22 protein-coding genes are annotated in these 23,710 nt (G+C 46.1%); 5 read left to right on the forward strand and 17 right to left on the reverse strand.

From position 1 onward, the window contains the following. Positions 1 to 5: 5 nt before the first annotated feature. The 3 genes from ACLWBD_RS10495 to ACLWBD_RS10505 all read right to left on the reverse strand — a co-directional run bounded on the left by ACLWBD_RS10495 (position 6) and on the right by ACLWBD_RS10505 (position 4,544). Entirely contained in the window at positions 6 to 1,400 is a 1,395-nt protein-coding gene (locus tag ACLWBD_RS10495; protein WP_063208514.1) for an MFS transporter, read from the reverse strand. A gap of 97 nt (positions 1,401 to 1,497) precedes the next feature. Continuing rightward, positions 1,498 to 3,573 carry an AarF/UbiB family protein gene (locus tag ACLWBD_RS10500; RefSeq protein ID WP_413568142.1) on the reverse strand — a complete coding sequence of 692 codons (2,076 nt, stop codon included), beginning with the start codon at positions 3,571 to 3,573 and terminating at the stop codon, positions 1,498 to 1,500. Positions 3,574 to 3,749: 176 nt separating this feature from the next. Next, positions 3,750 to 4,544: an MOSC domain-containing protein gene (locus ACLWBD_RS10505; protein WP_413568143.1), complete on the reverse strand. Its 795-nt coding sequence runs from the start codon at positions 4,542 to 4,544 to the stop codon at positions 3,750 to 3,752. A 300-nt stretch (positions 4,545 to 4,844) separates the two neighbouring features. Here ACLWBD_RS10505 and ACLWBD_RS10510 point away from each other — a divergent pair, with 300 nt between their 5' ends. Next, positions 4,845 to 5,150: a helix-turn-helix domain-containing protein gene (locus ACLWBD_RS10510; protein WP_063208519.1), complete on the forward strand. Its 306-nt coding sequence runs from the start codon at positions 4,845 to 4,847 to the stop codon at positions 5,148 to 5,150. Then, a complete protein-coding gene (locus ACLWBD_RS10515) occupies positions 5,147 to 5,665 on the forward strand; it encodes a hypothetical protein (RefSeq protein WP_413568144.1) in 519 nt (172 codons plus the stop codon). The genes ACLWBD_RS10510 and ACLWBD_RS10515 overlap by 4 nt, the downstream gene beginning before the upstream one ends. On the opposite strand, the gene ACLWBD_RS10520 is transcribed toward ACLWBD_RS10515, so the two are convergent. The 7 genes from ACLWBD_RS10520 to ACLWBD_RS10550 all read right to left on the reverse strand — a co-directional run bounded on the left by ACLWBD_RS10520 (position 5,662) and on the right by ACLWBD_RS10550 (position 11,225). After that, on the reverse strand, positions 5,662 to 6,087 hold the full coding sequence (locus ACLWBD_RS10520) for a hypothetical protein (protein ID WP_413568145.1): 426 nt from the start codon (positions 6,085 to 6,087) through the stop codon (positions 5,662 to 5,664). The two genes, ACLWBD_RS10515 and ACLWBD_RS10520, sit on opposite strands and share 4 nt — an antisense overlap. A 151-nt stretch (positions 6,088 to 6,238) precedes the next feature. Beyond that, positions 6,239 to 7,210, reverse strand: coding sequence for a deoxyhypusine synthase family protein (locus ACLWBD_RS10525; protein ID WP_063208523.1), 972 nt, complete (start codon positions 7,208 to 7,210; stop codon positions 6,239 to 6,241). A 112-nt stretch (positions 7,211 to 7,322) separates the two neighbouring features. Continuing rightward, a complete protein-coding gene (locus tag ACLWBD_RS10530) occupies positions 7,323 to 8,378 on the reverse strand; it encodes a class I SAM-dependent methyltransferase (RefSeq protein ID WP_063208525.1) in 1,056 nt (351 codons plus the stop codon). Positions 8,379 to 8,447: 69 nt separating this feature from the next. Beyond that, a complete protein-coding gene (locus tag ACLWBD_RS10535) occupies positions 8,448 to 9,251 on the reverse strand; it encodes a hypothetical protein (protein ID WP_063208527.1) in 804 nt (267 codons plus the stop codon). A gap of 132 nt (positions 9,252 to 9,383) precedes the next feature. Then, on the reverse strand, positions 9,384 to 9,533 hold the full coding sequence (locus ACLWBD_RS10540) for a hypothetical protein (protein ID WP_172795340.1): 150 nt from the start codon (positions 9,531 to 9,533) through the stop codon (positions 9,384 to 9,386). Further along, positions 9,530 to 10,420, reverse strand: coding sequence for a ThiF family adenylyltransferase (locus ACLWBD_RS10545; RefSeq protein ID WP_063208529.1), 891 nt, complete (start codon positions 10,418 to 10,420; stop codon positions 9,530 to 9,532). The genes ACLWBD_RS10540 and ACLWBD_RS10545 overlap by 4 nt, the downstream gene beginning before the upstream one ends. 10 nt (positions 10,421 to 10,430) lie before the next feature. Then, positions 10,431 to 11,225: a TatD family hydrolase gene (locus tag ACLWBD_RS10550; RefSeq protein ID WP_413568146.1), complete on the reverse strand. Its 795-nt coding sequence runs from the start codon at positions 11,223 to 11,225 to the stop codon at positions 10,431 to 10,433. Positions 11,226 to 11,304: 79 nt separating this feature from the next. Between ACLWBD_RS10550 and ACLWBD_RS10555 the strand changes: the two genes are divergently transcribed. Beyond that, on the forward strand, positions 11,305 to 12,363 hold the full coding sequence (locus tag ACLWBD_RS10555) for a hypothetical protein (protein ID WP_413568147.1): 1,059 nt from the start codon (positions 11,305 to 11,307) through the stop codon (positions 12,361 to 12,363). Between the two features lie 43 nt (positions 12,364 to 12,406). On the opposite strand, the gene ACLWBD_RS10560 is transcribed toward ACLWBD_RS10555, so the two are convergent. Then, positions 12,407 to 13,084 carry a DedA family protein gene (locus ACLWBD_RS10560; protein ID WP_413568148.1) on the reverse strand — a complete coding sequence of 226 codons (678 nt, stop codon included), beginning with the start codon at positions 13,082 to 13,084 and terminating at the stop codon, positions 12,407 to 12,409. 238 nt (positions 13,085 to 13,322) lie between these two features. Here ACLWBD_RS10560 and ACLWBD_RS10565 point away from each other — a divergent pair, with 238 nt between their 5' ends. Next, positions 13,323 to 14,036, forward strand: a complete 714-nt coding sequence (locus ACLWBD_RS10565; RefSeq protein ID WP_413568149.1) for an RluA family pseudouridine synthase — start codon at positions 13,323 to 13,325, stop codon at positions 14,034 to 14,036. Positions 14,037 to 14,303: 267 nt separating this feature from the next. Here the strand turns inward: ACLWBD_RS10565 and ACLWBD_RS10570 are convergent, their stop codons facing one another. After that, positions 14,304 to 15,233: a hypothetical protein gene (locus tag ACLWBD_RS10570; protein WP_063208539.1), complete on the reverse strand. Its 930-nt coding sequence runs from the start codon at positions 15,231 to 15,233 to the stop codon at positions 14,304 to 14,306. A gap of 151 nt (positions 15,234 to 15,384) precedes the next feature. Here ACLWBD_RS10570 and ACLWBD_RS10575 point away from each other — a divergent pair, with 151 nt between their 5' ends. Next, a complete protein-coding gene (locus ACLWBD_RS10575) occupies positions 15,385 to 16,566 on the forward strand; it encodes an endonuclease/exonuclease/phosphatase family protein (RefSeq protein WP_063208541.1) in 1,182 nt (393 codons plus the stop codon). Positions 16,567 to 16,668: 102 nt separating this feature from the next. Here the strand turns inward: ACLWBD_RS10575 and ACLWBD_RS10580 are convergent, their stop codons facing one another. The 5 genes from ACLWBD_RS10580 to ACLWBD_RS10600 all read right to left on the reverse strand — a co-directional run bounded on the left by ACLWBD_RS10580 (position 16,669) and on the right by ACLWBD_RS10600 (position 23,615). Further along, positions 16,669 to 17,619 carry a hypothetical protein gene (locus tag ACLWBD_RS10580; RefSeq protein ID WP_413568150.1) on the reverse strand — a complete coding sequence of 317 codons (951 nt, stop codon included), beginning with the start codon at positions 17,617 to 17,619 and terminating at the stop codon, positions 16,669 to 16,671. Positions 17,620 to 17,702: 83 nt separating this feature from the next. Further along, positions 17,703 to 18,887, reverse strand: a complete 1,185-nt coding sequence (locus tag ACLWBD_RS10585) for a THUMP domain-containing class I SAM-dependent RNA methyltransferase (protein ID WP_413568151.1) — start codon at positions 18,885 to 18,887, stop codon at positions 17,703 to 17,705. Between the two features lie 3 nt (positions 18,888 to 18,890). Next, positions 18,891 to 19,952, reverse strand: a complete 1,062-nt coding sequence (locus tag ACLWBD_RS10590; protein WP_253696857.1) for a hypothetical protein — start codon at positions 19,950 to 19,952, stop codon at positions 18,891 to 18,893. Positions 19,953 to 19,966: 14 nt separating this feature from the next. Further along, positions 19,967 to 22,267 carry a hypothetical protein gene (locus ACLWBD_RS10595; RefSeq protein ID WP_413568152.1) on the reverse strand — a complete coding sequence of 767 codons (2,301 nt, stop codon included), beginning with the start codon at positions 22,265 to 22,267 and terminating at the stop codon, positions 19,967 to 19,969. Further along, the gene (locus ACLWBD_RS10600) at positions 22,257 to 23,615 is read right to left on the reverse strand and encodes a hypothetical protein (RefSeq protein WP_413568153.1); all 1,359 of its coding nucleotides are present in this window, start codon (positions 23,613 to 23,615) and stop codon (positions 22,257 to 22,259) included. Before ACLWBD_RS10600 ends, ACLWBD_RS10595 begins: the two co-directional genes overlap by 11 nt. Between the last annotated feature and the right edge of the window lie 95 nt (positions 23,616 to 23,710).

The raw sequence follows: 23,710 nt of genomic DNA on the forward strand, positions 1-23,710 counted from the left end.
TTTGTTTAGAGCCGCGTCTTCCCATTTTGAGACGGAGCAATCGAGTGCCAGCGAACACTGCGATCTTCCTTGATATAAAGGCTTCCAATAACAAAAGTCATCAAGGCGATTCCGATGGGATACATCAACCCCGCGAAATGATTTCCCGTTGACGCCACAAGCGCCGTCCCAATAAAAGGCACAAGCCCACCGAAAACACCGTTTCCGATGTGATAAGGGAGGGACATCGACGTGTATCTGATTTGCACCGGAAATAGCTCCACTAAGAATGCCGCTATCGGACCATACACCATGGTTACGTAAATCACCTGAATGAACACTAAGACGGTTAGCATAACGACGTTAGGATTCAAAGCCGTCGCCGTGGGATTTGCAGGATCCCAACCTGAGTAAGTTTCCATCGCACGATAAATCGGATAGTAAGTTAAAGCGGCAATCAAACATCCCGCCATCATGATTTTCTTGCGACCGATTTTATCTGACATCGCCCCAAAAACAATGAAGAATGGAGTCGCAAAAAGAAGAGCCATGGCAATAATCTGATTTGCCAGAACAAACTCCACCTTCAAGACGGTCTGCAAATAATAAAGAGCATAGAACTGACCCGTATACCAAACAACACCTTGCCCGGCCGTCGCTCCCAGAAGTGCTAAGATCACCATGCGACGATTTTCAGGTTGCATGAAGCTTTCGCGCAGAGGACTTTTCGAAGTTTTTCCCTGAGCCTTCATTTGCATAAAGACAGGAGATTCTTCCATACGGCGACGGATCAGGTAAGAAACAACGACTAGAACCACCGACAACAAGAAAGGGATACGCCAGCCCCAGTCGGCAAACTCTTCTTCCCCCATGGTTAATCGAGTCACTAAGATAACCCCGAGTGAAACGAATAGACCTAATGTGGCTGTGGTCTGAATAAAGCTTGTGTAAAACCCGCGCTTCCCGTCAGGACTGTGTTCCGCAACATAGGTGGCTGCACCACCATATTCCCCTCCTAACGCCAAACCTTGAAGCAAACGAAGCAATAGTAACAGAATCGGAGCAAAAATTCCGATGCTTTCATAGGTCGGAAGTAAACCAATCACTGTGGTCGCAAGCCCCATGATAAGAAGCGTGATCATGAAGGCATACTTACGACCGACAACATCCCCGACTCTCCCGAAAACCAAAGCTCCGAAAGGTCGGACGATGAATCCCGTCGCAAAGGTTGCTAATGTCCCTAATAGGGCGACAGTCTCGTTCCCCTTCGGGAAAAACTGCGCCGAGATAATGGTCGCCAAACTTCCAAAGATGTAGAAGTCGTACCATTCAATCAAAGTACCCGCACTGGAAGCGGCAATGACCTTCCAGACGTTCCGTTTTTCTGTTGCACTAATGGTTGCGTCCGCCGATGAAGCCATGACAGGGTCCCCCTTTTTTCTCCATTGTGGAGAGGGGAACACCTGGCAACAATCAAATAGTTTATTGATTACTCACTCGTAATTCGGCGGAGAGGGACTAAAGGAAAATAGCTTCGCAGCGCAAGCCCACTGCCGCCGGAGCCGTGATCTTTTCACTTGGGCCGAAGATCACGCCCTTCATTTCGCTCCAACCCAACTTCATTAGATCGGTGCGAGAGATCTTTTCTTCCACTACCAGCTTTTGATAAACCATGGCCGGATGCGCCACCGCGTAACTCTTCATCATGCTCGTCACGGTCAGCTTACTTCCGGCATCCGCTAAAAGCTTGTTCACGATAACGATACCGCGGTTCAGACTGACAAACTCATAAGGAAGTTTGATTCCATTATCCATCGCAAAAGCTGTCCAGTGCTCTAAAGACGTATTCACTTCGGCACCAGATTTGATTCGGCGAATGCGTTCTGCCACCAAGCTTTGTAACTGCGTCTGGTTCACCGTGTTTCTGTTCTTATCACTTAAGTTCCAGAAGGCACGCGCAATAAGCTCGGCGTTCATAAGCTCCGTTCCCGCACCCAACACCATCACTTGACGCTGCATGGATTCAGAGATCACTCCGCCCATACCGAAGTCAAGAATGTGCAAACGAATTTTAGGATCCGTGACATGCATCATGAAGTTACCTTGATGAAGATCCGAGTGATAAAAGCCGCCACCAAACATCACTTCGTTCGCCCAAAGTTTCGCCATATTTTCGATAACGGCTTTTTTCATTTCAGGAGCCACTTCTTTATAAAGCGCCACTTCTTTATCCAGCTTTTTACCGATCACCATCTCCTGAACCATCAAATTTGATTCACCTGTGGACTCGTAAATACGAGGCACATTGAATTCGATGTAGTTCTTGTATTCTGGCGTTTTCATCAACACAGTCCCGTCGTAACGAGTCTTTGCTAGTTTCTGACGGCGAATCGTATCTTCTTGACTAAGCTCTGCCGTCACCGTTGCGGTGATATCTTCAATAATCGGCGTGAGCTTTGGCGCACCCGTTTTACGGAACTCAGGATTGTTATCCAGAATCTTCGCGACTTCAGTCAGGATCACTTTATCTTCTTGCACTCTTTCAGCAATGCCGGGTTTGATAAAACGAACAACCACGTCATGACGTTTTCCATCGACCATGATCTTTGCGCGATGAACTTGCGCCATTGTTCCTACGCCCAAAGCTTTTCTTTCAAAATAAGTGAACTTGTAGTTGCCATGTTCTTTGCTGACGATTTGCTCTACCTGCACCCAAGGCACCGGACGTACAGAGTTTTCAAGAGCACGAAAGACCTCGAGCATTTCGGGACCTAGATCGGCTTGGCGAGCCACAACTTGCAAAAGCTTTTGCAATTGAGGACCACTGTTTTGAACCATGATCTCAAATTTTTTCATATCCGAGACCAAAAGGTCTCCGCCTAAGTAAGAAGACACGATGAGCTTTTTTGATTCTGGCGACAAGCGCGAGAAGTACTCACTGAACATGGTCTCCATGAAGATTCGCATAGTCTTATCTTGTTGTTGCGCGAAACCGTTTTGCGCGATTTTTTCACCCACGCGGTCTAACTCTTTCATACGGTCGGCCAACAAAGCTTCACTTTCCTGCAATACCCAATTCTCTGCAATTTTTTGCGCTTCTGGATTTTGCAAAAGAGCCATCGCTTGACCCGCTAGCTTCTCCATATCCAAAGGCTCAGCACCATTTTGCTTTTGCGCCATGTTTTTGAGCTGCTCTTGCTGCCACTCTAAATAGGTATCAATCTGCTTTTGAATGCGCGGGCTTTCGGCTTCAAAGATTTTCATAGCGCGAGGGCCTTGCTTTTCAAGGATTTCAAGATCTAGTTTCACGCTGTGAGTATTGGGCCAGGCCCCTTTATGAAGACGCAAGAACTCTTCAAAGTTCTTCACTTTCACATGCTCCACTTCTTTATTATAGATGCCCTGAAAGTAAGCTTTGGCGCGCTCTAGAATTTCTTGCTTATTTTCTTGCGATTCGCCCTGAGCTAAAAGTGCATAAGTCAAAGCCAGTCTTTGCTCAAAAGACAGGTGCAACCCAGTGGAAGCCGGAGTGGCCGCCACCGCAAACTTCACAACAAACACAAACAAAACAAATATGAATTTTGCCTTAAACATTGCTTCAACCTTGGAAAGAGACGTTCATTCGGGAAGCAAGAGTGCACGGACCAGGCCGATGTTAAGATGCGATGAGGATTTTATGGACTGCTAATGGATTTTACAGCGACGTAAATTGGCAGCCCCTGGGTCATTTTTACCTGTTGATTAAAGGGAGGCTCAGGATTGAAAAAACCTTACGCCAGCACCTGTACGGTATCTGTTTTTTGGATCAGACCTTCGTTTTCAGGTATCCACAGAGTCCCGAAAAAGACCCCCGCTCCCTCCTTACGATAAGTCGAAAGAGTTTTTAACGGCTCAGGGCCTTTCTTTTCGCCCGTGATTTGATCAATGGTGATCATCACACAGCGAGCACTTTTTTTGGGTTGGGAAAATGTGACCTCCCCGACACGGATGCGACTCCATCCGTCCTCCTCAAAAGCGGTCTGGCCATGAAACACGATATTAGGACGAAAGCGGTCGATACTCACGGGTTCAGATAAGCGCGAATTAAGATCTTCAAGACTTTTCGTATTTACCAGTAATAAGGGTCTTGCGTCAGCAAACCGCACTTCAGGCTTCCAGGTTTCTTCTTGTAAAGAACGCACACGTCGTTGCGAGAACGGAGCATAGCGGACAAGTTTACAGTTCACACCCAAGTATTGTGAAATACCCTGCGAGTATAAATCAGGCTCTAGGGCTGCCTCAAAGCTGTCATTCCAAACCTGCACCGTGATTTTTCTTTTGAAAGAATTGTTCTTTGAAATTTTAAAGAACATTTTTTGAAAACCGATGGTTAAAGAAGCCTCATCTTGAAAGACCTCAATCGTCGCAATCTTGGGTAGCGTTCTTTGCGAAAGAAATTTTCCATTTTCATCGACGAGCATCCATTGGCGATCCCCTTCCGGGCCTTCCGATGTGATTTTCATATCTTTCACGCTTTGGGCTCGCGCGGATTTAATGGGATAGATAAAAAGCTCTTCGATTTTCATGTTAATGATGCTTTCGTTTTGTTTCAGCAAATGCAAGCCTTAACTGGCAGTGTTGCATTCCCCGCTTGCATTTCTAAGGGGCCTTTATATACTGACCTTGCCAAACGGCTTTGAGGCTTTTGTCTGTTGCCTAAATAGACTACTCGTAGGGCTGATGTTTTCAACTCGTTATCAGCTCGATTAAGACACATCGAAATAATTATCCGTTCACGAGAACTTGTTCTCTGAAACGAGAATTTTGTACCTGAATCATGAAAGTTTTTAAAAACTAAGATTGGTTTGGTCGAAAGGTCTTTTTCTATGAGCCTGACTCAAAGTTTACGTCGCATCTTAGATGATCGAAAGCTCACCGTAGCCCAGCTCTCTCGCCTTTCCGGCGTGCCCGCAAAAACCATTTACCATTGGCTGGCGGGACAACAGCCACGCAAGATCGAACATCTGTTTCGCATCAGCGATATTTTAAATCTTTCCATCGAAGAGCTATATGGTCGCAGCAAGAAAGAACCCCACGTGGATCTGATTCCCACCCAACTGACCGAACAAATCAATGCCGGCATCTATGAGGTGATACTTCGTCCTTATGGAAAACGTCAGGATGAGCCGTGAAGGAATCCTGGCGTTTAGCTATCATCGCGCTGGGCTTGTCTATCTGCCTTCTTCTTTTGGCAGAGGCCAACTCTTCACAGCCCTTTTTATGGAGTGAGATCATCGAGCGTTATCGGTTTCATCGGAATACCGCGCACTTTTTATCCGAAACCCAGGATCTTTTCGAAAACTCACAAGCCTGTGGACTCTTTTTACTTAATAAAAAGCAAAACATCTTCTATCAGGGCCTGGCTCTGGAATCTTCCGAGACGCCTTTAGAAATCACCGACCAGCTGAAAGGTCGCGTTCCCTCGGGAGTTGAAATTCAAAAACTATGGTTCGGTGATTATTTACAGAAAAAGAATATTCGTAAGATAGACGGCAAGTCCTACATCCAATTTTCAACGCGGCTTTTCTTTGAACTGAAAGCGATCCCCCATCCTTGGATTGAAGTTAAGAAGGCTTCTTTTCCTGCTCATGTCGTCACCAATCACGAAGGAGAGATCTTAGATTGCGCAGCTCAGGCTTCGTACTAGCCAGCCTTTCTGATTTCCGCCGTTCCCGAAATTAAAATACCTTGGATGTTATCCCCTGAAAAAATCGGCACGGCCATCTTCACTTCGTGCGTAGCCATAAGTCCCTGACTGAAATTTTCTTTAGTTTCGTAGGTGCGGGTTTGACTTAATTCTTTCCCTAAGAGGGCCTGAGCTACCAGTGCTTTAAAACGGTCGTACCCATCATTTTGAAAGCCCCACAGTGTTTTAAGATCATAGTAACAAAGATCTAATGGTGTGTAAGAAGTCACTCGTTGCATAGTCTTATTATAAAAAAGCAGATCGCCGTTGGCGTTCCAAAGGCGCACCAATTGAGAATCATCCAACAAGCGGATGGCCGTATTATCGACTTCTAAATTTCGTGAGTTTAAAAAAGACTTTAAGAGCATAACGGATTCTGCCATACATCCCCCACCAGTACTGCCATAGAATAGCGAACAGGGGGCCGGACTTCCAACTCGCAAACCGAAATCTTAACGCTCGTGTTTCAAAAATAAAAAGGGTCTCTGTTCGAGACCCTTTTCTTAACTGACTTTTTACTATGGGTACAAAAACTTACCAACCCAAAACATATCCGAAGATCAAAGGCGCACAAATAGTCGCATCTGATTCAACGATGTAGCTTGGAGTTGTTGGAGCCAATTTACCCCAAGTAATCTTCTCATTTGGAATAGCGCCAGAGTATGAACCGTAAGATGTCGTAGAGTCAGAGATTTGGCAGAAGTAGCTCCACAAAGGAACATCTTCGTGACCCAAGTCTTGCTCAAGCATCGGAACCACACAAATTGGGAAGTCCCCAGCGATACCACCACCGATTTGGAAGAAGCCTACAGGAGCCGCTTTAGAAGCACCCATGTACCACTCTGCCCACGTCTTCATGTACTCGATACCACCTTTAACCGTCGTCGACTTTTTGATGTCACCTTTAATGCAGTGACCAGCAAAGATGTTACCCAATGTGGAGTCTTCCCAGCCCGGAACAACCATTGGAAGATTTTTTTCAGCCGCAGCTAACAACCAAGAATTTTTTGGATCAATTTGGTAGTACTGCTCAAGCTTTCCAGAAAGAAGGATTTTGTACATGAATTCGTGTGGGAAATAAGACTCGCCTTTTTTATCAGCGTCTTGCCAGTATTCCAACACCACGTTTTCAATACGACGGATGGCTTCTTCTTCAGGAATGCAAGTGTCCGTCACACGGTTTAAGTGCTTTTCCAAAAGTTTTTGTTCATCTTGCGGAGTCAAATCACGGTAGTTCGGAATGCGCTCGTAGTGATCGTGAGCAACCAAGTTGAATACGTCTTCTTCAAGGTTTGCACCAGTACAAGAAATAGCGTGAACTTTTCCTTGGCGGATCATCTCTGCCAATGAAAGACCCAACTCAGCTGTCGACATAGCACCTGCTAGTGTCACAAGCATTTGGCCTTTGTTATCGATGTGCTTTTTGTAGCCTTTAGCTGCGTCTTTCAATGCAGCGGCATTAAAGTGGCGGTAGTGATGATCGATAAACTGTGTAATAGGTCCCATTTCAGCTCCTTGTGTTTTTAATGAAAGCTGAAAGGCTTCACGCCGGGTGAACCGTTTAAAGACTTCTAGCTACCATCAAAGGACCCCGAAAGTAGCACTTTTAACGTAAAACTCAAGAAGAGAATGGCTTTTGCCCGACAACGGCCTTGGCGAAAAAGCCTTGATCCTTTTTAATCTTCGCGAAGCCTTGGTAAGACAGCAGCCCTTCCATCGGATTCATGGTGTAGTTCTTGTAAAAAGGTTCATGAAAATCCACCGGGAATTGCTCTAAAGCCCAATCAAAGTCTTTGGCATCTTCTTTTTGCACAGAGTCGACAAAGCCAAAAAGCCCCCCTTCTTTAAGGACACGGTGGCCTTCAGCAACGGCTTGGCGACGAATCTCTAAAGGAAGTTCATGAAACAAAAAGCAAGAATAAACAAGATCGAACTTGCCGCCTTGGAAAGGCAAATCTTCTGCCGCCCCTTGCACAAAATCCAGGCGATCGAAATCGTGCAAATTGTCCTGCGCCTTTTTCAAGTAAGGGTAACTTAAATCCAAAACCGTGATACGCGCCTTCGGGAAAGCGAGCTTCATAAAACGAGTGAGTCTTCCCGTTCCGGCAGCGACTTCTAAAAAGTGAAGCCCTTCCCCTTGCCCCGGATAAACATCCTTCACTAATGGAATAATCAGTCGGCGCATGGCATCCGCAGCACCGGAAAACAGAATCTCCACTTGGTGCTCATAGAGATCCGCAGACTCTTTCGTCAGATAACCACCGGTTTGAAAATGAAAATTACGTTGGTAGTATTCAGGAAGTTCTTTTAGAAATTCATTCGCTTCGTCATTAAAATCTTTTTGATTTCGATCCGTACGACGTTTGGCGATCTGATAGCCATCCATGATAATCCGCGGATAACGACGAAAATGTTCGGCCAGATTTTCAGGCTTTAAAACATCCATCGGATAATAGCCGTGCTGAATGTTTTCAGCGTCTTTCTTTAAAAGACGATACAACTCTGTATAGGCCAATTTCATTTTCTGCGGTTCAAGAGATTGACGGTGCTTGCGTTTGCCCGTCGTTAAGAATTCAAAAATGGGAAGAGAAAACTGCTGGGCTGCAAAGTGAGCGGAGCGTGCTAAAGAGTATCCAAGAGTGATTTTGTCCTGATAAGGAATTCGCAGCTTCATAGAAACCTTCTTTCCTTATCAGAATACCCTTGCGTCCCTGGATACACAAGGACCGACGATACGATGATGCTACTGTTCCTTGGCAATTGGCAGCGTGCAACGACCGTAGGCCACAAGCCCCTGCGGGATCTGATCCTGCGTCAAAAGGGCGGAATCCCGCTGTCGAGTGCGCGCCAAGGCATGTGTGCTTTCTAAGGAAGACTCGAAATACTCAACACCCACCACTTTGTGTGTTTTTGTTTCACGGTAGATGACGGTGTGAGTGATAGAATAAGGCACGCGGTCGGAGGTCTTTGCCAGTGCCGCTTTACCTTTATTTTGATAGGCTTCCATTTGTTTTTGATAGAACTCATTCTGGTGACGATCAACCGATTCAATCGTGGCCTCAATCACTTCTGTCGCGACAGCACTTTGCCCTTCAGCCAAAGCGAGAGACAAAGAGGTCCCATGTATTTTTGCCGAGTTAAAATAGGCATTGATATTTTTAAATCCAGAATAAAAACGACGAGAAATTTCGGCTGCAGATAACTCTTTCACTGAGGCTTCTTCAGAAACCTCAAAACCGACACAGTTTTCGAAGTGCCGAGTCAGGTCGGTTGTTTTCACACGCTCTTGCCAGGAAAGAACCCCGGGAATAACGACAGAGTATTCGGTGCTGTAAATATCATTCGTCGGCATTTTAAAAAGTTCAATACCGGGCCTAGGAGCAATACGTCCGCGAGCATCGACAGAATAAATATTCTTAAGAAAAGCATAGGAGCGATCGAACAACACCGCGTCTTCAGAGCTGAGCGAGGTCATGGCCGCTTGGGATGACAAAGAAAGGCTGACAATAAAAGACGAAAGAAGGAAGGCCATTCTGGGCTTTTTCATAAACGACTCCAATGAATTTCTAAGGAGCCATAAGTATGCCATCCCAAAGAGCATCTGAAGTCTTTATGAAGTCAGGGCTCTGCCTAAGAATCTAGGCAGGCCGCCAAAAAATGGCACCGAATAGGCTGAATGCTATTCGAGAGAGGCAGACACTTGAGCGGCTGCGGCCGCCTTGCGAGCGATCTTTTTCTCTTTATACCAGTGAACGAAAGTGGCTCCGACCAGAGCAAAGCCAATAAGGATAATAATTCCGATCAAAGTGAACCATGCTAAAACTATCATTCTTCACCCACATTTTTTGTTGGTGCGTTGGCCGCTTTAACATCAGCATGGATCTGGTTCACGATATAAGAAGCCATCGCTAAACCGAAAGATCCCGTTACGAAGCTGGCCGTTCCGTGAATCACATTGCGATTGTCACAACCGTGAAGACTGCTCTTTGTGGGACACACACATTTGAAGCCCTGACCATTATCGTATTTCAGTTCTTCTGGTAAGCGTGGAATTTCGTCGGAGAATACACAAGGAATGCCGAATTTTTTGGTATCCGGAAAGTTGAACTTTTGGCGCAAAATTTTGCGCACAGAAGCGGCCATCGGATCGGCGTAAGTTTCGCCCAAGTCCATCAACTTAATACGGAGTGGATCCATTTTCGCAGCTGAACCACCAGAAGTGATCACTTTAATACCACGTGATTTGCAAGTCGCTAGTAAGTGAGTTTTTGCGGTCATGTTGTCGATCGCATCGACAATGAAATCTGGATTGTGCGACAACATCATCTCCGAATTTTCTTCGTTATAGAATTCAGGGATCACATTCACCGTCGCTTGAGGATTGATCTTACGAAGACGCTCCCCCATGACCTCGGCTTTTTTCTTTCCAACAAGACCTTGAAGTGCGTGAAGCTGACGGTTGGCGTTGGTGATGCAGATTTCATCGAAATCAATAATCGTCAATTTGCCTACGCCCGAACGAGCCAATGATTCCGCAGCCCAAGAGCCGACGCCACCCAAACCAATCACCATCACGTGCGTGTTGAAAAGTTTTTTCATCACATCATCGCCCACCAAACGGCCCATGCGATCAAAACGACGGTGCAAAACGTATTGCGTTTCTGGTGGTTGAGGCAGATTTGTTTCTGGAGTTTGTTGTTCAGGAGTTTGGTTCATGGTCTCTCCGTTACTTCCCTATCAGTCTGTGAAAATTACCCGTAGTGATATCTAATATTTCTAGAGGATCAAGTGATTTTAGCTCCCCTATAGTTCTTGCCACCTCCCAGATACTCTCAGGAGGGTTTAAGCCATCTTTATAGGCAGGTGGAGGCTGATCCGGGCTGTCACTTTCGATCAGAAGATACTCTAAAGGCATTTCTTTCACGGCCTGATGCAACTTCTTGTTGTCAGGGCGACACACCGGCCCGCCGATGGAAAGATACAAGCCTCTGTTTAGAAAATCTTGCGCCTTCGCCCCGCTGCCGTTGAAAGAATGTACCATACCTTTTTGTTTCGGAACGCCGTACAGGTCTAAAATTTTTAAACTTTCTTCGTGCGCCTGCACTAAGTGAAGAACCATCGGTTTTTGCGAAAAGTGCGCAAGCTCAATCTGCTGAGCAAAAACATCCAATTGGCGCTCGCGGGAATCCTTCATGATGTGAGGGCGAAAATCCAAACCCATCTCGCCGATGGCTAAGGCTTGCGGTAAGGCGGAGGCCAAAAGATTTAAAGCCTCTTCACACTCCTCATCGTCGTGAGCCGCCACCCAATAAGGGTGCAGGCCGAAGCACAATCCAATGTGCGCCGGGTGCCGCTTTTTAAGCTCTTGTTGTTTAGCCCAATCTTCGGGCCCCACTCCGCCCTGCATGAAGAAATGCAGGCCACGGCCGCGCGCTTCTTCGATAATGGCGTCCTGCTGCCCCTCCCAACGAGGGTCGGCCAAATGTCCATGAGCATCGATCCAGAATCCAAAACCAATCATAGGTCCTGGTTATATCGTGAAAAGCAGGACTCGAACAAGGTTCAAATTCCGCCGATATGTTCCAGGTGAAGGAGTCTCTATGAAGCATAAAAGCTTACGCTTGGGTTTTGATGTAACGATGGAAAAGGGTGCAACGTGGCGTCCTTTGAAAGTGCAATTCTGGAATCAGGAAGAAAGCTATAAGAAGTTTTCTCCGACAGCGCCGTTTAAATATCACGCGGACGCATTGACCGGATTGTCGTTGGTCAAATTGAACCACTACATTAAAAGTCCCGTGGCGACTCCCCACCTTGATTATTCCTTCGCCGTGGAAGCGTGGAAAGCCTTAGATCCTCACTCAGAGCTTTATGAGCGTTCGCAAAAACGTGTTCGGGCTTTGCAATCTCATCTTGCCGTTGTGAATCCTGAATACTGTGCTGAGTTTGAAGATCAATTTAACGAGCACTTTGAGATGGCTATTAAACCTTGGGGCGTAGATCTTACGGCTTTGTGGCCTCTGTTGGATACTTTTGCTTCGTTTGAAAATAAAATCGGTGCGCCTTTGCTTTATAACTTTGGCTTGAATTTCTCAAAACCCTTCACAGAGAAATTGCATGCTTTGTACTCGTTCCTTTATCACCTCAGAAGCCTTGTTGCGATCGATCACAATGCTCACGTTGAAGATCCTTCACATGAGGCTGTGAAGGTCGATGCGATCACAGACTATTTGCCTCGCGCAGAGTATGTCGTGAATGACGCTCTTCTTTACTGGAATTTCAAAAAGTTTTCTCAACCTTTTTCGGCTCCAAAGACTCCAGACACTCGCGTCGATAAACTTTTTGTAAATCCGATGGAAAAAGCTTTCCACAAGTACTCGCACAATGCGTGTCACTTGGTGGACAATCTTCCAAAAACTTTCGTCTCTTCATTAAATCCGGTAGAGCTTGAAGAAGCCTTCTATTTGGTGCAAATGGATTGGCTCTTGGGTTCTCCAGCGGGACTTCTTTTCAAAATCCGTGAAGAAATTTACGGCTTGCAAAGTGGTTACGAAAAGATTTTCTGGAAGGACGTGGAACCCGTCTTTCACTCTAAACCCGTTGCTTTGCACTTGTGCTGTGAGCTCAGCCCAGAAACTGTTTACGGCAAAAAAGCAGGATAGTCTGCAAAAGAAAAAGGGCCTTCAAAAGGCCCTTTTTTTATTCCTAACCGTTATTCGCCGCCGCCCTTTGAAGCCATTTCTCTCTTAGTTTTTTCACGACAAAATAAACAATCAACAAACCGATGATTGCAAACACGACCAGTTTGAATTGACGAAGGTATTTTAAGATGGGCTCGCCATAATGAGCCAATAGGTAGATCTGTGTTGGAACACTGATCAAAGCCGCAATTCCGTCAATCACCAGGAATTTCCAAGCTGGATAGCGCAGCATACCGCAGGCTAAGTGCCCTGGGAAACGAAGGCCTGGAGTGAAACGGAAGATACCGCACGCATAGGCACCGTATTTATGAGTCCACTCTTCCACTCGTTTCATCATGTGCTCAGGAAAGAACTTACGAACACGCGGATGATAGAGCATCTTTCGCCCGAACACCCGCCCTATCAGATAGATTATGAAATCGGCCGCGACGACGGCGGTGAAAGCAATAATAGAAGCTGTATGCACGCTGACGACCGGCGCACCCTCATAAGGAGGTGGAAAATGCTGCGGATGAGCCCCCATGAAGGCCAAAATCCCCACGCTGATCAACGTCACTTCTTCCGGCAACGGAAAACCGACTGCCGAAAGCATCATCATACCAATTAAAGCCGCATAGACCGTACCGGGTTGGTAGGCAAATTGCGACATCCATTGAAATATGGGCTCGTTAGCAAATTCCAATTACAGTTCTCCTGAGGCACCCACTATGCGGGAAAGCGTCGCACTTGAACACACTTACCACACCGTGCTATGTGTAGTTTCTTTGTTAAGGAATAGTATGCAGAGTGCCAGAGGTTTTGAATATGGAGTAAGACACATAATAAGTCCTCAGTCCGGAAGACTTATTGATGTTTTATTGAGCACTTTGTCCCTCGACCGGACTGAGATCGAATTTTTGTTGGGTCTTGGCTCAATTTATTTGAACCACAAAAGAGTTAAAGAAGATTTCTCGGTTTCTACTGGAGACTATCTTCGCGTACACACAAAACCCCGCCGCTTCCCGGTTTTCGATATCAATTGGAATGAGCGCGTGATTTTTAGCGACGAAAACTTCATCGTCGCCAACAAAATTTCCGGCATCCCCGTGCACGCCAGCGTCGACAATGATCAAGAGCATCTGCAGTTCTATCTTAGCAAGGCGTTGGACTGCGAGCTTTTCGTCACTCACCGCTTAGATGTGCCCACCAGGGGCCTCATCGTCTTTGGGAAGAATTTAAAATTTCAAAGCGAGTTCAACAAACTGCTGTTACAAAGAGAGATGACAAAAATCTATAAAGCCATCGTCGAAGGCCAAGGCCTGCAAACCGGCCTTCTGACCCATTATATGGAGCCCTCCCCTCGTGCACCAAAAACAGTTTCCCACAAACCCCACGAAGGCTGGCAAGACTGCGTGCTGGAAATTTTAGATATCAAATTACTCGCAGAAAACCGCAGCGAATTAAAAATTCATCTTCTAACAGGAAGAACCCACCAAATCCGCGCACAACTAGGCTACGAAAAACATCCGATCATCGGCGATCACGCCTACGGCGCAAAGAAAATCAGTGACATCGAAAAAATCGAACTCGAAGCCAACGAGCTTTCGTTCGTAGATCCAATCACGAATCAAAAACATTCATTTAATTTAAACTAAGATTGAAGAACGACGGCTTTTAGCAATGATTTGGAAGTGGCGTAGGCCCTTCTACAAACCCATCCGAAGGAAGGCCTTTGCCGGCGCCACGATGGCGCGAACCGCCGAAGGCGGCGGCAACTGAGCCTGGACAAAAATAGCAAGATGCTATTTTTGTCCAGGCTCAGTTGCGAAGGGGTTGAGGGCAGGAGCCCGAAACATCGCGTGCTGACCGAAGCGACGGGTTTGTAGAAGGGCCTACGCCACTTCCAAATCCGTCGCAAAAACCTAGAATACCCAAGCGTTCGTCATTAAAGAATACTGCGTATTTTGCGGTTGGACGAAAGCGATGTCTTGACCACGGTAGCTGTTTAACATGGTGTCGTTACTAACACCCAATGTGAATGAAAGACCGCGCATAGGACGGATCCACAAGCTTGCACCCAAACGAAGAGCCGTTGTGTGATTGCCTTCTAGATCTTCCACATTCGAAGTGTGGTACCAGCTTTCATTGAAGCCTGATTTTGTCGTGATACTGAACATCGAGTTGATGTCCCATTGGAATTGAAGATAGTGCTCAAGACCAAATTGCTTTGTGGTTTGACGAGGGTCAAACACGTAACCACCATCATCGAATTGCGGTACGTCTTGGTTGAAGGACGCTGTTTGGCTTTGCAAGTAAATGTCCGGCTTCGCTACGTAAGCCACAAGAATGGAACGAGACAAAGCCAAATCGGCATAACCTTCAAGACGGATTTTACTGATTGTTTTTTGGTTCTGAGAAATACGGCTTGTTGGCAAATACCATTTCACTTTACCAGAAAGATCCACGTCCCCGATGTAGCCCAAGTCGTAGTTTGAATACACGAAGTGAATGTCGTTTAAAGAAAAATCAGAAGTGACTTCGTCACCGTATTCGTTTTGACCTTGAGTCGTGAAGTTAAATGGAACGCGCAAAGAAGCGCGGCTGTTGGAATCCAATTTGTAGTTCAATGAAAGGTAGCTGTAAGTGTCCATGGAGCGTGTGTCGGTTGCTGTTTTTCCGGGCTTCATGTTTTGTACTGAAGCGATCGAAAAGAACGACATATTCCAGTCATTGAAGCGCCCCGCATCCGTTGAGATCTGAGCACCGAAGTCCTCTCCATCCAAAACCGCCGCAAAAGAGGGGGAAGCCACAAAAAGGCAGGAAAGGGCTAAAGCGAGCGATTTTCTCAACATACGTACTCCTAATATTCCAGTCTGGATCGGGGTGTTTATGCCATAGCGCTGCGCATTGCGCAATATCCAAAGTTTAGACATAGTATGTCTCAACCTAATCCTAAAACTCTTTCGACTTGAGATGAGTCCACAAACCCCTTAGTGTGACGTCATGAAAAATTTACGACTCATTCAAAAATTCATCCTTTGTATCGCCCTTCTAGCTCTGGCTGGATGTGCTGTTTCCTTTAAAAAAGAAAAGTGGGATCTGCCTCCAAAAGCCGCTGATGAAATCAGCGTGATGTCCTTCAACGTCGAGAACCTTTTCGACACAGTAAAAACACCGGGCCACAATGATGAAACCTATTTACCATTGAGTGCGAAAAACGCAGACCCTAAGCTGCGCGAAGCTTGTGTCAAAAATAATGACAGTAGCTACCGCCGTGGCGAGTGCCTCAGCACTGATTGGAGCGAAGAGGCTTTGAATAAGAAACTTGCTAACGTTGCTAAAGTTATTTTAGGCGTTGATGGCAAAGGACCGGATGCTTTGATGATCATGGAAATCGAAAGCGATGTGGTTCTTCATAAATTGAATACAGAGTATTTGAAAGAGGCTGGCTATATCACAGAAGTGATTATTGATGGCCCGGATAAGCGTGGCATCAACTTGGCGTTCTTATCTCGCTTCCCTGTTGTTGGAAAGCCCATCCTGCACCCGGTCCCTTGGAAACCGAAAGAAGAGAAAGACCGCGAGTGGATGGAGCGTTCTCGTCGCATCTTAGAAGTGACGGTGAAAGCTCCAAATGGCGATCCTATCACATTTATGGCGGCGCACTTCCCGTCTCAGGCGAATCCTACTTACTGGCGCCAACAGATTGCGACTTTCGCCACGGACCTTATCAAATCAAAAGGCCCTGATGCCATGGTGGTCTTCGGTGGTGACTTAAATATCACGCATGAGGAAGAAAATAACCATCACATCTTCCGCGATATCTTCCAACAAGGTGGCGCCGTTTCTCACTTTGTCGGCTGCAAAGAGTGCCCGGGAACTCACAACTACCGTAAATCTTGGTCTTTCCTTGATGCACACATTTACAGCAAAGCCTTGCTAGCAGACGGCAAAGGCAGTTACCAAATGCTGCCAAACACGATCGATGTGATTCGTTACGATGATGTTCACTTGTCTAAAGGGAAATATCCTAAGCGTTGGGACTATGACAAAATGGAAGGCGTTGCCGACCACTTCCCACTGTATGTGCGTTTGAAGCAGAGAAGTGAAGCAAAGACGCCGGTAAAAGAAGAAGCTCCTGCAAAACCTGCGAAGGAAACAAAGAAAACCAAAGGTAAGAAGTAGATTTCTTTAATTCCTGCTGAGGAGATCGAAAGACCTCTTCAACAAATAAAAAAGCCGCGAAGTTTCGCGGCTTTTTTTTATTTCAGCTTTTGATTTTTTTATTTACCAAATGAAAAGGCGGCTGAAATCAACTGTCGGGCTCTCACCACAAGTCGCTGTCGCGGCTTTGAACTTTGTCCCTTCAACAACGATCTCTGTCTTAGTCAGAATCATGTTTTTAGGTTTCGAACCACCCAAAACCAATTTTCCTTCTGCCGTTGAACAGAACGGATCCAAGATGACATTCAACTCACCTTTAGCAGTGCTTGTGTTAGCTTTTGTGTCGTCTTTCTTTGTAAATACGAATTTACCATCAAACTTTGTGATAGAAGCTTTGCCGCTTTCAAGGCCGGCCGCATCCACTTCAAAGCTCAATTCAGTCTCCATACTTCCTGTGTTGGCTGCTTTATTCAAACGACCGTTCACAGTGCCTTTAGAAACCAAAGATGCTTTGTAAGAGTCTGCACCTTCAACCGCAGTTAAAGTCAGCTTCATGTCGTTTTCAAAAACATTTAAAAACGTGACGCCTTTTTCTTTATCGATAACAGTTTTTGCGTTAACTACAGTCGCAGTAAGTGACTGGATTTTGCCTTCAGCCGTTTTTACCGTCACATTCCACTTTTTATTCAAAGTCGATTTATACTCAACACCCGCGACATCGTAGGAGATGACATCGTTAGCGGCATTCAAAATGACCGAATAACCTTCACCGTCTTTCAAAGCGACCTTATCAGAAATTTTGTATTGAGATTTAAGATCTTTATTTTCTGAAGTGGCCAAACGAACAACATCCAAAACTTCGATGGCTTTATCTGCAAGCACGGTCACACCCGAGTATCCGCCAATTCTAAACTCACCGCCAGCGGCAACGGGCTTTCCGGATTTACGGGCATTTTGAGCCTGAATCTTCGCACGCGTGTTCTTATCAGTGACAGAGACATCACGAGGCGTACAAGCCGTTGTTAATAGAGCAGAAGAAACGAATAAAGCAGATAAAATGACGGATGTTTTCATGGCTCGGGAATTTATCCTGAAACAGGGGAAGATTCTAGTGGAACCTCTGCCGCCCTCCGCAAATCTAACCAATTCCTAAAAATTTACAGACGTGTCAAAACAGTAAACAGGCAGCGAAGTCCACCGTTGTTGATTTTAAGCTCTTTAAGAACTTTATACCCCCCCGGCGGGTTCTGGACGCGTTCCTTATCAGGGTAAAGAATACCCAGCCTATCAGGCCTATATTGATCGCAAAGAACTTCGACCAGCCCTTTCAGGCCCCCTTTTATAGCTGTGGGTAACCGCTCTCCATAAGGAGGATTTGAAATCAACCACAAAGGCCCTTCGGATTTATACGTGCCCTCCAGGGCGTCCTGCGCTTTAAACTCACAGGGAGCTGGGGCAAACAAAGACTTTTGTACATCCTGAATCTGACGCTCGACTTCCGCAAAATTCTTTTCTGCGGCAGGAATCATATCTTCGTTAAGGTCAAAGCCTACGAACTTTTTAAAACCGAAGGTTGCCGGCAGCTCGTAGTTAAATGCGAAGCTTGGGGAAAGAAAAAGTTTAGGGACTTTCTTCCATTTTTGAAAGGCAAAGGGTCTTGCAAATTGGCCACTCCATAAAGCGCGGGCCTCACTTAATAAAGTTCCGGAGCCCATCATAGGATCCAACAATGTCACTTGAGAAAGTTCAGCCGGAGTCAGGTCTTCCATCATCTCTTTTAAAAGAAAAGCCGCGATGGTTTCTCTGAGAGGCGCTTCGCCTTTAAGAACCGACCATCCGCGCTTATGCAGATGCTCGCCAGTACTGTCCAGACTGATCGTGCAAAGATCGTCATCCATACGAATATAGATAGAACCGCAAATATCTGTGGCGGCAGCACCTTTGAATATTTCATTTAAAGCGGACTCAGCACTGTCTTGAAGTCGCTTTTCATTATTCAAGCGACTTTTTTGTGCTGCTACTTCCCACTCGACATTTGCGGAAGCCAGGTACTCTCTCCAAGGCAGGGATTTCATTTTTTGATAGAACTTTGGCAGGTCGCGGGCCTTGAATGAAGCCATTCTTAAAAGGACGCGATTCGCGGTTTTCAAAAAGAAATTCAACTGAAGAGCGGCAAACAAGTCCGTTTCGAATTCTAAACCACCTTGCACCACTTCGACTTCGGGAAATGGCAAGGTGTGCGTTTTAGAATCTTTGCCCAAAAGATAAGGCCAGACCTCTTTCATTTCCGCAAGTGTGCGCTCTTCATAATCCAACGGAGTTGAAACGAAAAAACGATTCATGAATTAAAATCTCCAGTAGGCGTCAAAGAGCGCGTAGTAACCATCTGTCGGCGATAGTTTAAAGGACGTGATATCTGTCGAGTTGATCGAAAAACTGAGATGAAACTTATCCCAGATTTTAAGGTAAGTAAGATACCCCCCGACGGCTTTCTTTTCGAAGTTGTAAGAAGGACCTAAAAGAACGCGGTCCCAATTTCCTAAAATAAACTCATATCCCGATTGTAAAGAGCTCGTCCCCAAGGATTTGATGGCTGTCGCATCAGCAGCGTCTTCAAAACTAAAAAGAGCCAATGTCAGCAATGTGTGTGATACGACGGATTCAGAAGAAATAGAGTCCCAATAAATATTCAAATTCAGTGTGCTACGACTTTCGCTTGGAATCTTCGCGAAGCTCAAGCCGGTAGAGACGACGTTAGAGTAGGACTCATAGACATTGGCTTTTGCGGCTGCATTGTAGGCGCCGATAAAGTTTGCCGGAATGATCGTGTTGACCGTCAGCCATTCCGTAGCGCCATAACTCAACTGACCAAACCAGGTGACCATGTACTCCCCTTCCCACAGGGTTTCGGCCGTTTCACCCACAGCAAGCCCTTGAGTGAAAAGAGGTTTGTACTTCGATGAGATATTTTTATCAGACTCTTTAACGATAAGGTCCGTAGAGCCTTTGTACTTTTCGTTTTCCGTGCTGAGATCCAAGTGCATCAACTGATCGCCCACTTGCACGAAGTTCAGACGGGATTGGCGCAAAAGTTCACAAGTCAGAGTGTAAGTGCCATCCTGATTGTTTTCGATCCCCGAGACCTCCACAAAGCCAATAATGCCGATCGAAGGAGTGTGGGACTCTAAGGCCAGGACCTCGCCGATATGCCAGTCATTAAAAGTAGATTCTGCCTTCAGGGTTTTGTGATCGATGATGTTTTCAATGCGGGCGCGAGCTTCCGGCCGATAATCACGCGAACCTTCCGCCGCGGGTCCACGCAAAATAATAGGAACTTCATCCTCCATCGAAGAATGTGCCTGCGCTGTCGTCACAAGAAGTAGACAAAGAAGAACCCTTAAGATCATGAATTGACCTTAACTTAGTTTTTGGGCTTGTTCAATTGATCCTTCAATGTTCCAAAGATACGCACGATTTCCATACGGCGAGCGTCGTCGATGCCCCACATTTTATCCCATTGGAAGCGCGCAAGGCCACCCGCTCCTGGTATAGAGCCTCTAAAGACGAGATAAGCAAAACCCTCTTCCAAAAGAGTCTCGGATTTTGTATCCGTGACGGTTTTAAAGAACGACATAAAACGCGGTGTGGCTGCGTAAATCTCATCCAACGAAAGCGTGCTGCTGCCGTCAGCATCGTACATCACCATCAATCCTTCAATGTAGTGAAGAATCGTGACCATTGTACGAATATTCGCGGTTTCAACATAGCCGCGCTTTTGCGATGGAGCTTCCGAAGCCACAGCGAGGTGCCGATAAAACTGCTCCCAGTCCGCCGTACTTAAGCTGCGCACATACTGTACCATTCCCGGAAGGTTGTTAAAGTAAAGATCGAAGTGCTTTCTAATCTGCGACTTAAAGCATTCTTCTTTGATAAATGCATTTCCGAAGACGTCTTTTTCTTCGATCAAGCATCCCGCAAGCCCCATGTGGTCTTGAACAGCTTGGGACGAAGAAAGTCCCGCCGCAACCAGAGTACTCACGAATTCATAAGTTTCACTTTGGTCCATCGCTTGGTCGCCATTTCCACTGAAGGTGAAAAAGTTTGCTTCAAGGAAGCTGCGACCGCCGGAATTTGCAGAGCGAGGATCAAAAGCTTTTAAATCGCGCCCGATTTCTTGAAAGTCATCATACCAAGAAATCAAACCTGGTTGGGAAATGGACGCTGAAGTCATGCGACCTTTGGTGTTGTCACCCCAACCCAAAGTTAAAAGACGAGCCAAGGCTCTGACGAAGTTTGCTTTCGTCAACGACTTCCATGTTTGCTTCATATTTTTGGCGTCACGAGCAATGATCAAGCGACCTTGCTCGTTGAAGCTCACGGGCGTTTCTTTCTTCAAGATTTCACCATAATCCTGCCACGCCAGCTCCAGAGCTTTTTGCTCAAAAGCATCGTCCACCAGACCTTTTTCAATGACGAAGCTGCGATTGAACTTCGTGTAGGCCTGATAAAGTTCGCTTTGAGTGTAACCACCACCCATTTCGTCGTACTGAAGACTGTCGACAAAACTTTGATGCAGACGCCAGATATTAAACTCGCGAGCAATGGTTGCTAGGTGTTTGCGCTCTAAACCTTGCAGATCGCGTGTGTCGGATTTTCTTTCAGGATCTAAGACTTTAATGAGCACCGCACGGTAAGTCTTTTTCAGGGCTTTCCCACTGATAGAACTTGGAAACTTCGCAGTCAGTTGTTCTATCAAATTATCGATATCCTTGATCGTGATACGTCCCGTCGTTTTTAAGCCGTGAGAATTTTGAATCAGCTGCAAAGACTGCCCTAAAAACTGACTGACCTGACGCAATTTACTGCGGTCTTCGAATTTCAAATCGCTCAATGAATAGTGATATTTCAGTGCGAGTTCATAAAGATTGATCAAAGTATCAAGGCTTTCGCTCCATTGCAGCTTGCTGGTGAACTGGGCGCGCTCTCCCATGAGGATGTTTTTGACGGACTCAACCACAGGAATCCACTCACCGTATTGATCATAAGGTGCAAAAGGAGTTTCACCGCGGATGAACTCAGAAAATCCCGCCAACGCCTTTTTAGCATCCTCAAAACTATATTCTGATTTCGCAATCTGGGTTTTATCTAAAAGACGCTGCAAAGCCAGACGCAATTGATCGGTCGCCAGGGTGATCTGTTCCCACTCGGCCGTTTTTTGGGTCTTTTGATTTAATAAGATTTTTACGTGCGGGGCCAACTGAACGGCCTCCTCGCGCACGACTTTCAGGATCTCCACAAGGCGAATGATTTCTTCCTTCGTGATATACGTTGTCGCTCCACCCAGAAGAGCCTGTTTGATCTTCATCAGTTCCGCAGCAAACTGAGGAGTCACGTTGTTTTCTTTTAAGAAATACTTTCCGAAGAATTTACGCATTTCTTCAACCGTGTAAGCATTAGGCAAAGACCCAAAGGTGCGCTTATTAAAGTACAAAAGCGCTTCAATCATGCAGTCAGAGCCGTCACGAATATCTTTCTCTTGAGCGTCACCCACGGAAAATTTTTGCAGTTGATTGGGCAGACTTTGCAGACATTTAAATCTTGCATCTGAAAGCTCCATCACCTGAGGCTCTGCTTTTTTACCATTTAAGAAGTCGCTGCAGCCCACAGATGTGAACGCCAAAGTAGCGGCCATCGCGATGTTGATTTTGCTCTTAGAAAACATAAGCGGCTCCCAACATCAAGCGGTCGTTATTCACGAATTGTGCAATTTCATTTTGATTCGAAGCCGTCAATTCTCCCGCCTTCACCATCTGCATTTCGCCCACCAAGGACCAAATACCCGATAGACGGAAGCGCGCGCTCAAACGAACCAGGTCAAACTGGTTTTTATCTGAATGAGTGATGCTGAGTTTTCCAATCAGGCGACGATTCTTACGAAAAGCATAGTTCGTCATAAGAGAAATCTGCTGAGCTTGTTTGTAAGGATAGCGTGTCATTAAAGCCGCGCGATCCGGGTTCGCAAGCTCCCCTTCTTCACGCACATCTCCGCCGATAATATCTAAATGCTGAAGATTCACTCCCCAGCGCCCATTCGTCCATTCGACAAATGGGCTTAATAACACCGCATCTTCAAATACGGGATGAGTCCATTGCTCTTCGAAAATATCATCTTTATTCGGGCGATCATAAAGACCGCTGACACCCATGCGCACCTGATTCACTTTATAGCTGACATCCATTCCTGCCAGCGAGTGATAAAACACCTGCGGTTGAAGTTCTACAGCGCCCTTGAGCTGAGCCATGTCTAAGTTTCCGTCATAGCCGATCGCCAGTTGATTGGCGGGTTTATAAATATAGCTAAGCTGAGCCCGGAAGCTTTGCGGATCACCGAAAGAAATCTTGGCTCCAAAAGAATTTTGCAGGACGACTTGGGTTTCATTCGGACGGTCAAAGTTATAATCGATAGCTGTGGCTTCGCTGAAAATTTTAATGCTTTCAGGGGGACGACGGAACCAAGGGTTCCCCTTCACGAAACTGCCGTTTTCAATTTCAAAACTAGGGCCTTGATCCGGCAAGAAAAGAGGCGACGCAAAAAGAACCAAAGTGTAATAAGGTTTATCGACTTGATAGAAGAGTCCGACCAACCCCTGACGTTCTGGCTGAAGCGGGTTCCATTTAAAAAGAGGCTCCCACACACCCAAATCCCAGCGCGCATCCAACTCGTTCCACAGCATGCGTTTGCGACCAATATAGTAGGTTTCATTTTCGTTTTGACGACTTTGAACATAGAACTCAGAGATATTCAGATAGTTTAAAAGAGGGGCCCCCATAGCAACGCCACCTGCCACATCCATCTTAAGGACGTCCTCAGTGAATGGGTCGGTTTTTAACTGAGCGCCGACAAATTGATAGTTTGTTTTTTGCGTGGCTTCAAAGGTCGGGCTGATGAAGGAATCCGAAAATAGTCTCATCTCGGTTTGGACCTGGGCATGAGCCGGCGCTAAGTTCGCAATGAACCCCAACAAAGATGTTAAAATGGCCCCTAATATGGGTCGGACTCTGAAAGCCATGGGCCTCCTTCTTAGGGATATAGATCAAAGCCTGTGCCCGGCGAGGCCCACTTTATGAACCCGCCTTTTATAAACTTTTAAACAAGTGACCTTTT

This window comes from Bdellovibrio sp. HCB117 (assembly GCF_047305915.1).
Classification (GTDB): Bacteria; Bdellovibrionota; Bdellovibrionia; order Bdellovibrionales; family Bdellovibrionaceae; genus Bdellovibrio; species Bdellovibrio bacteriovorus_B.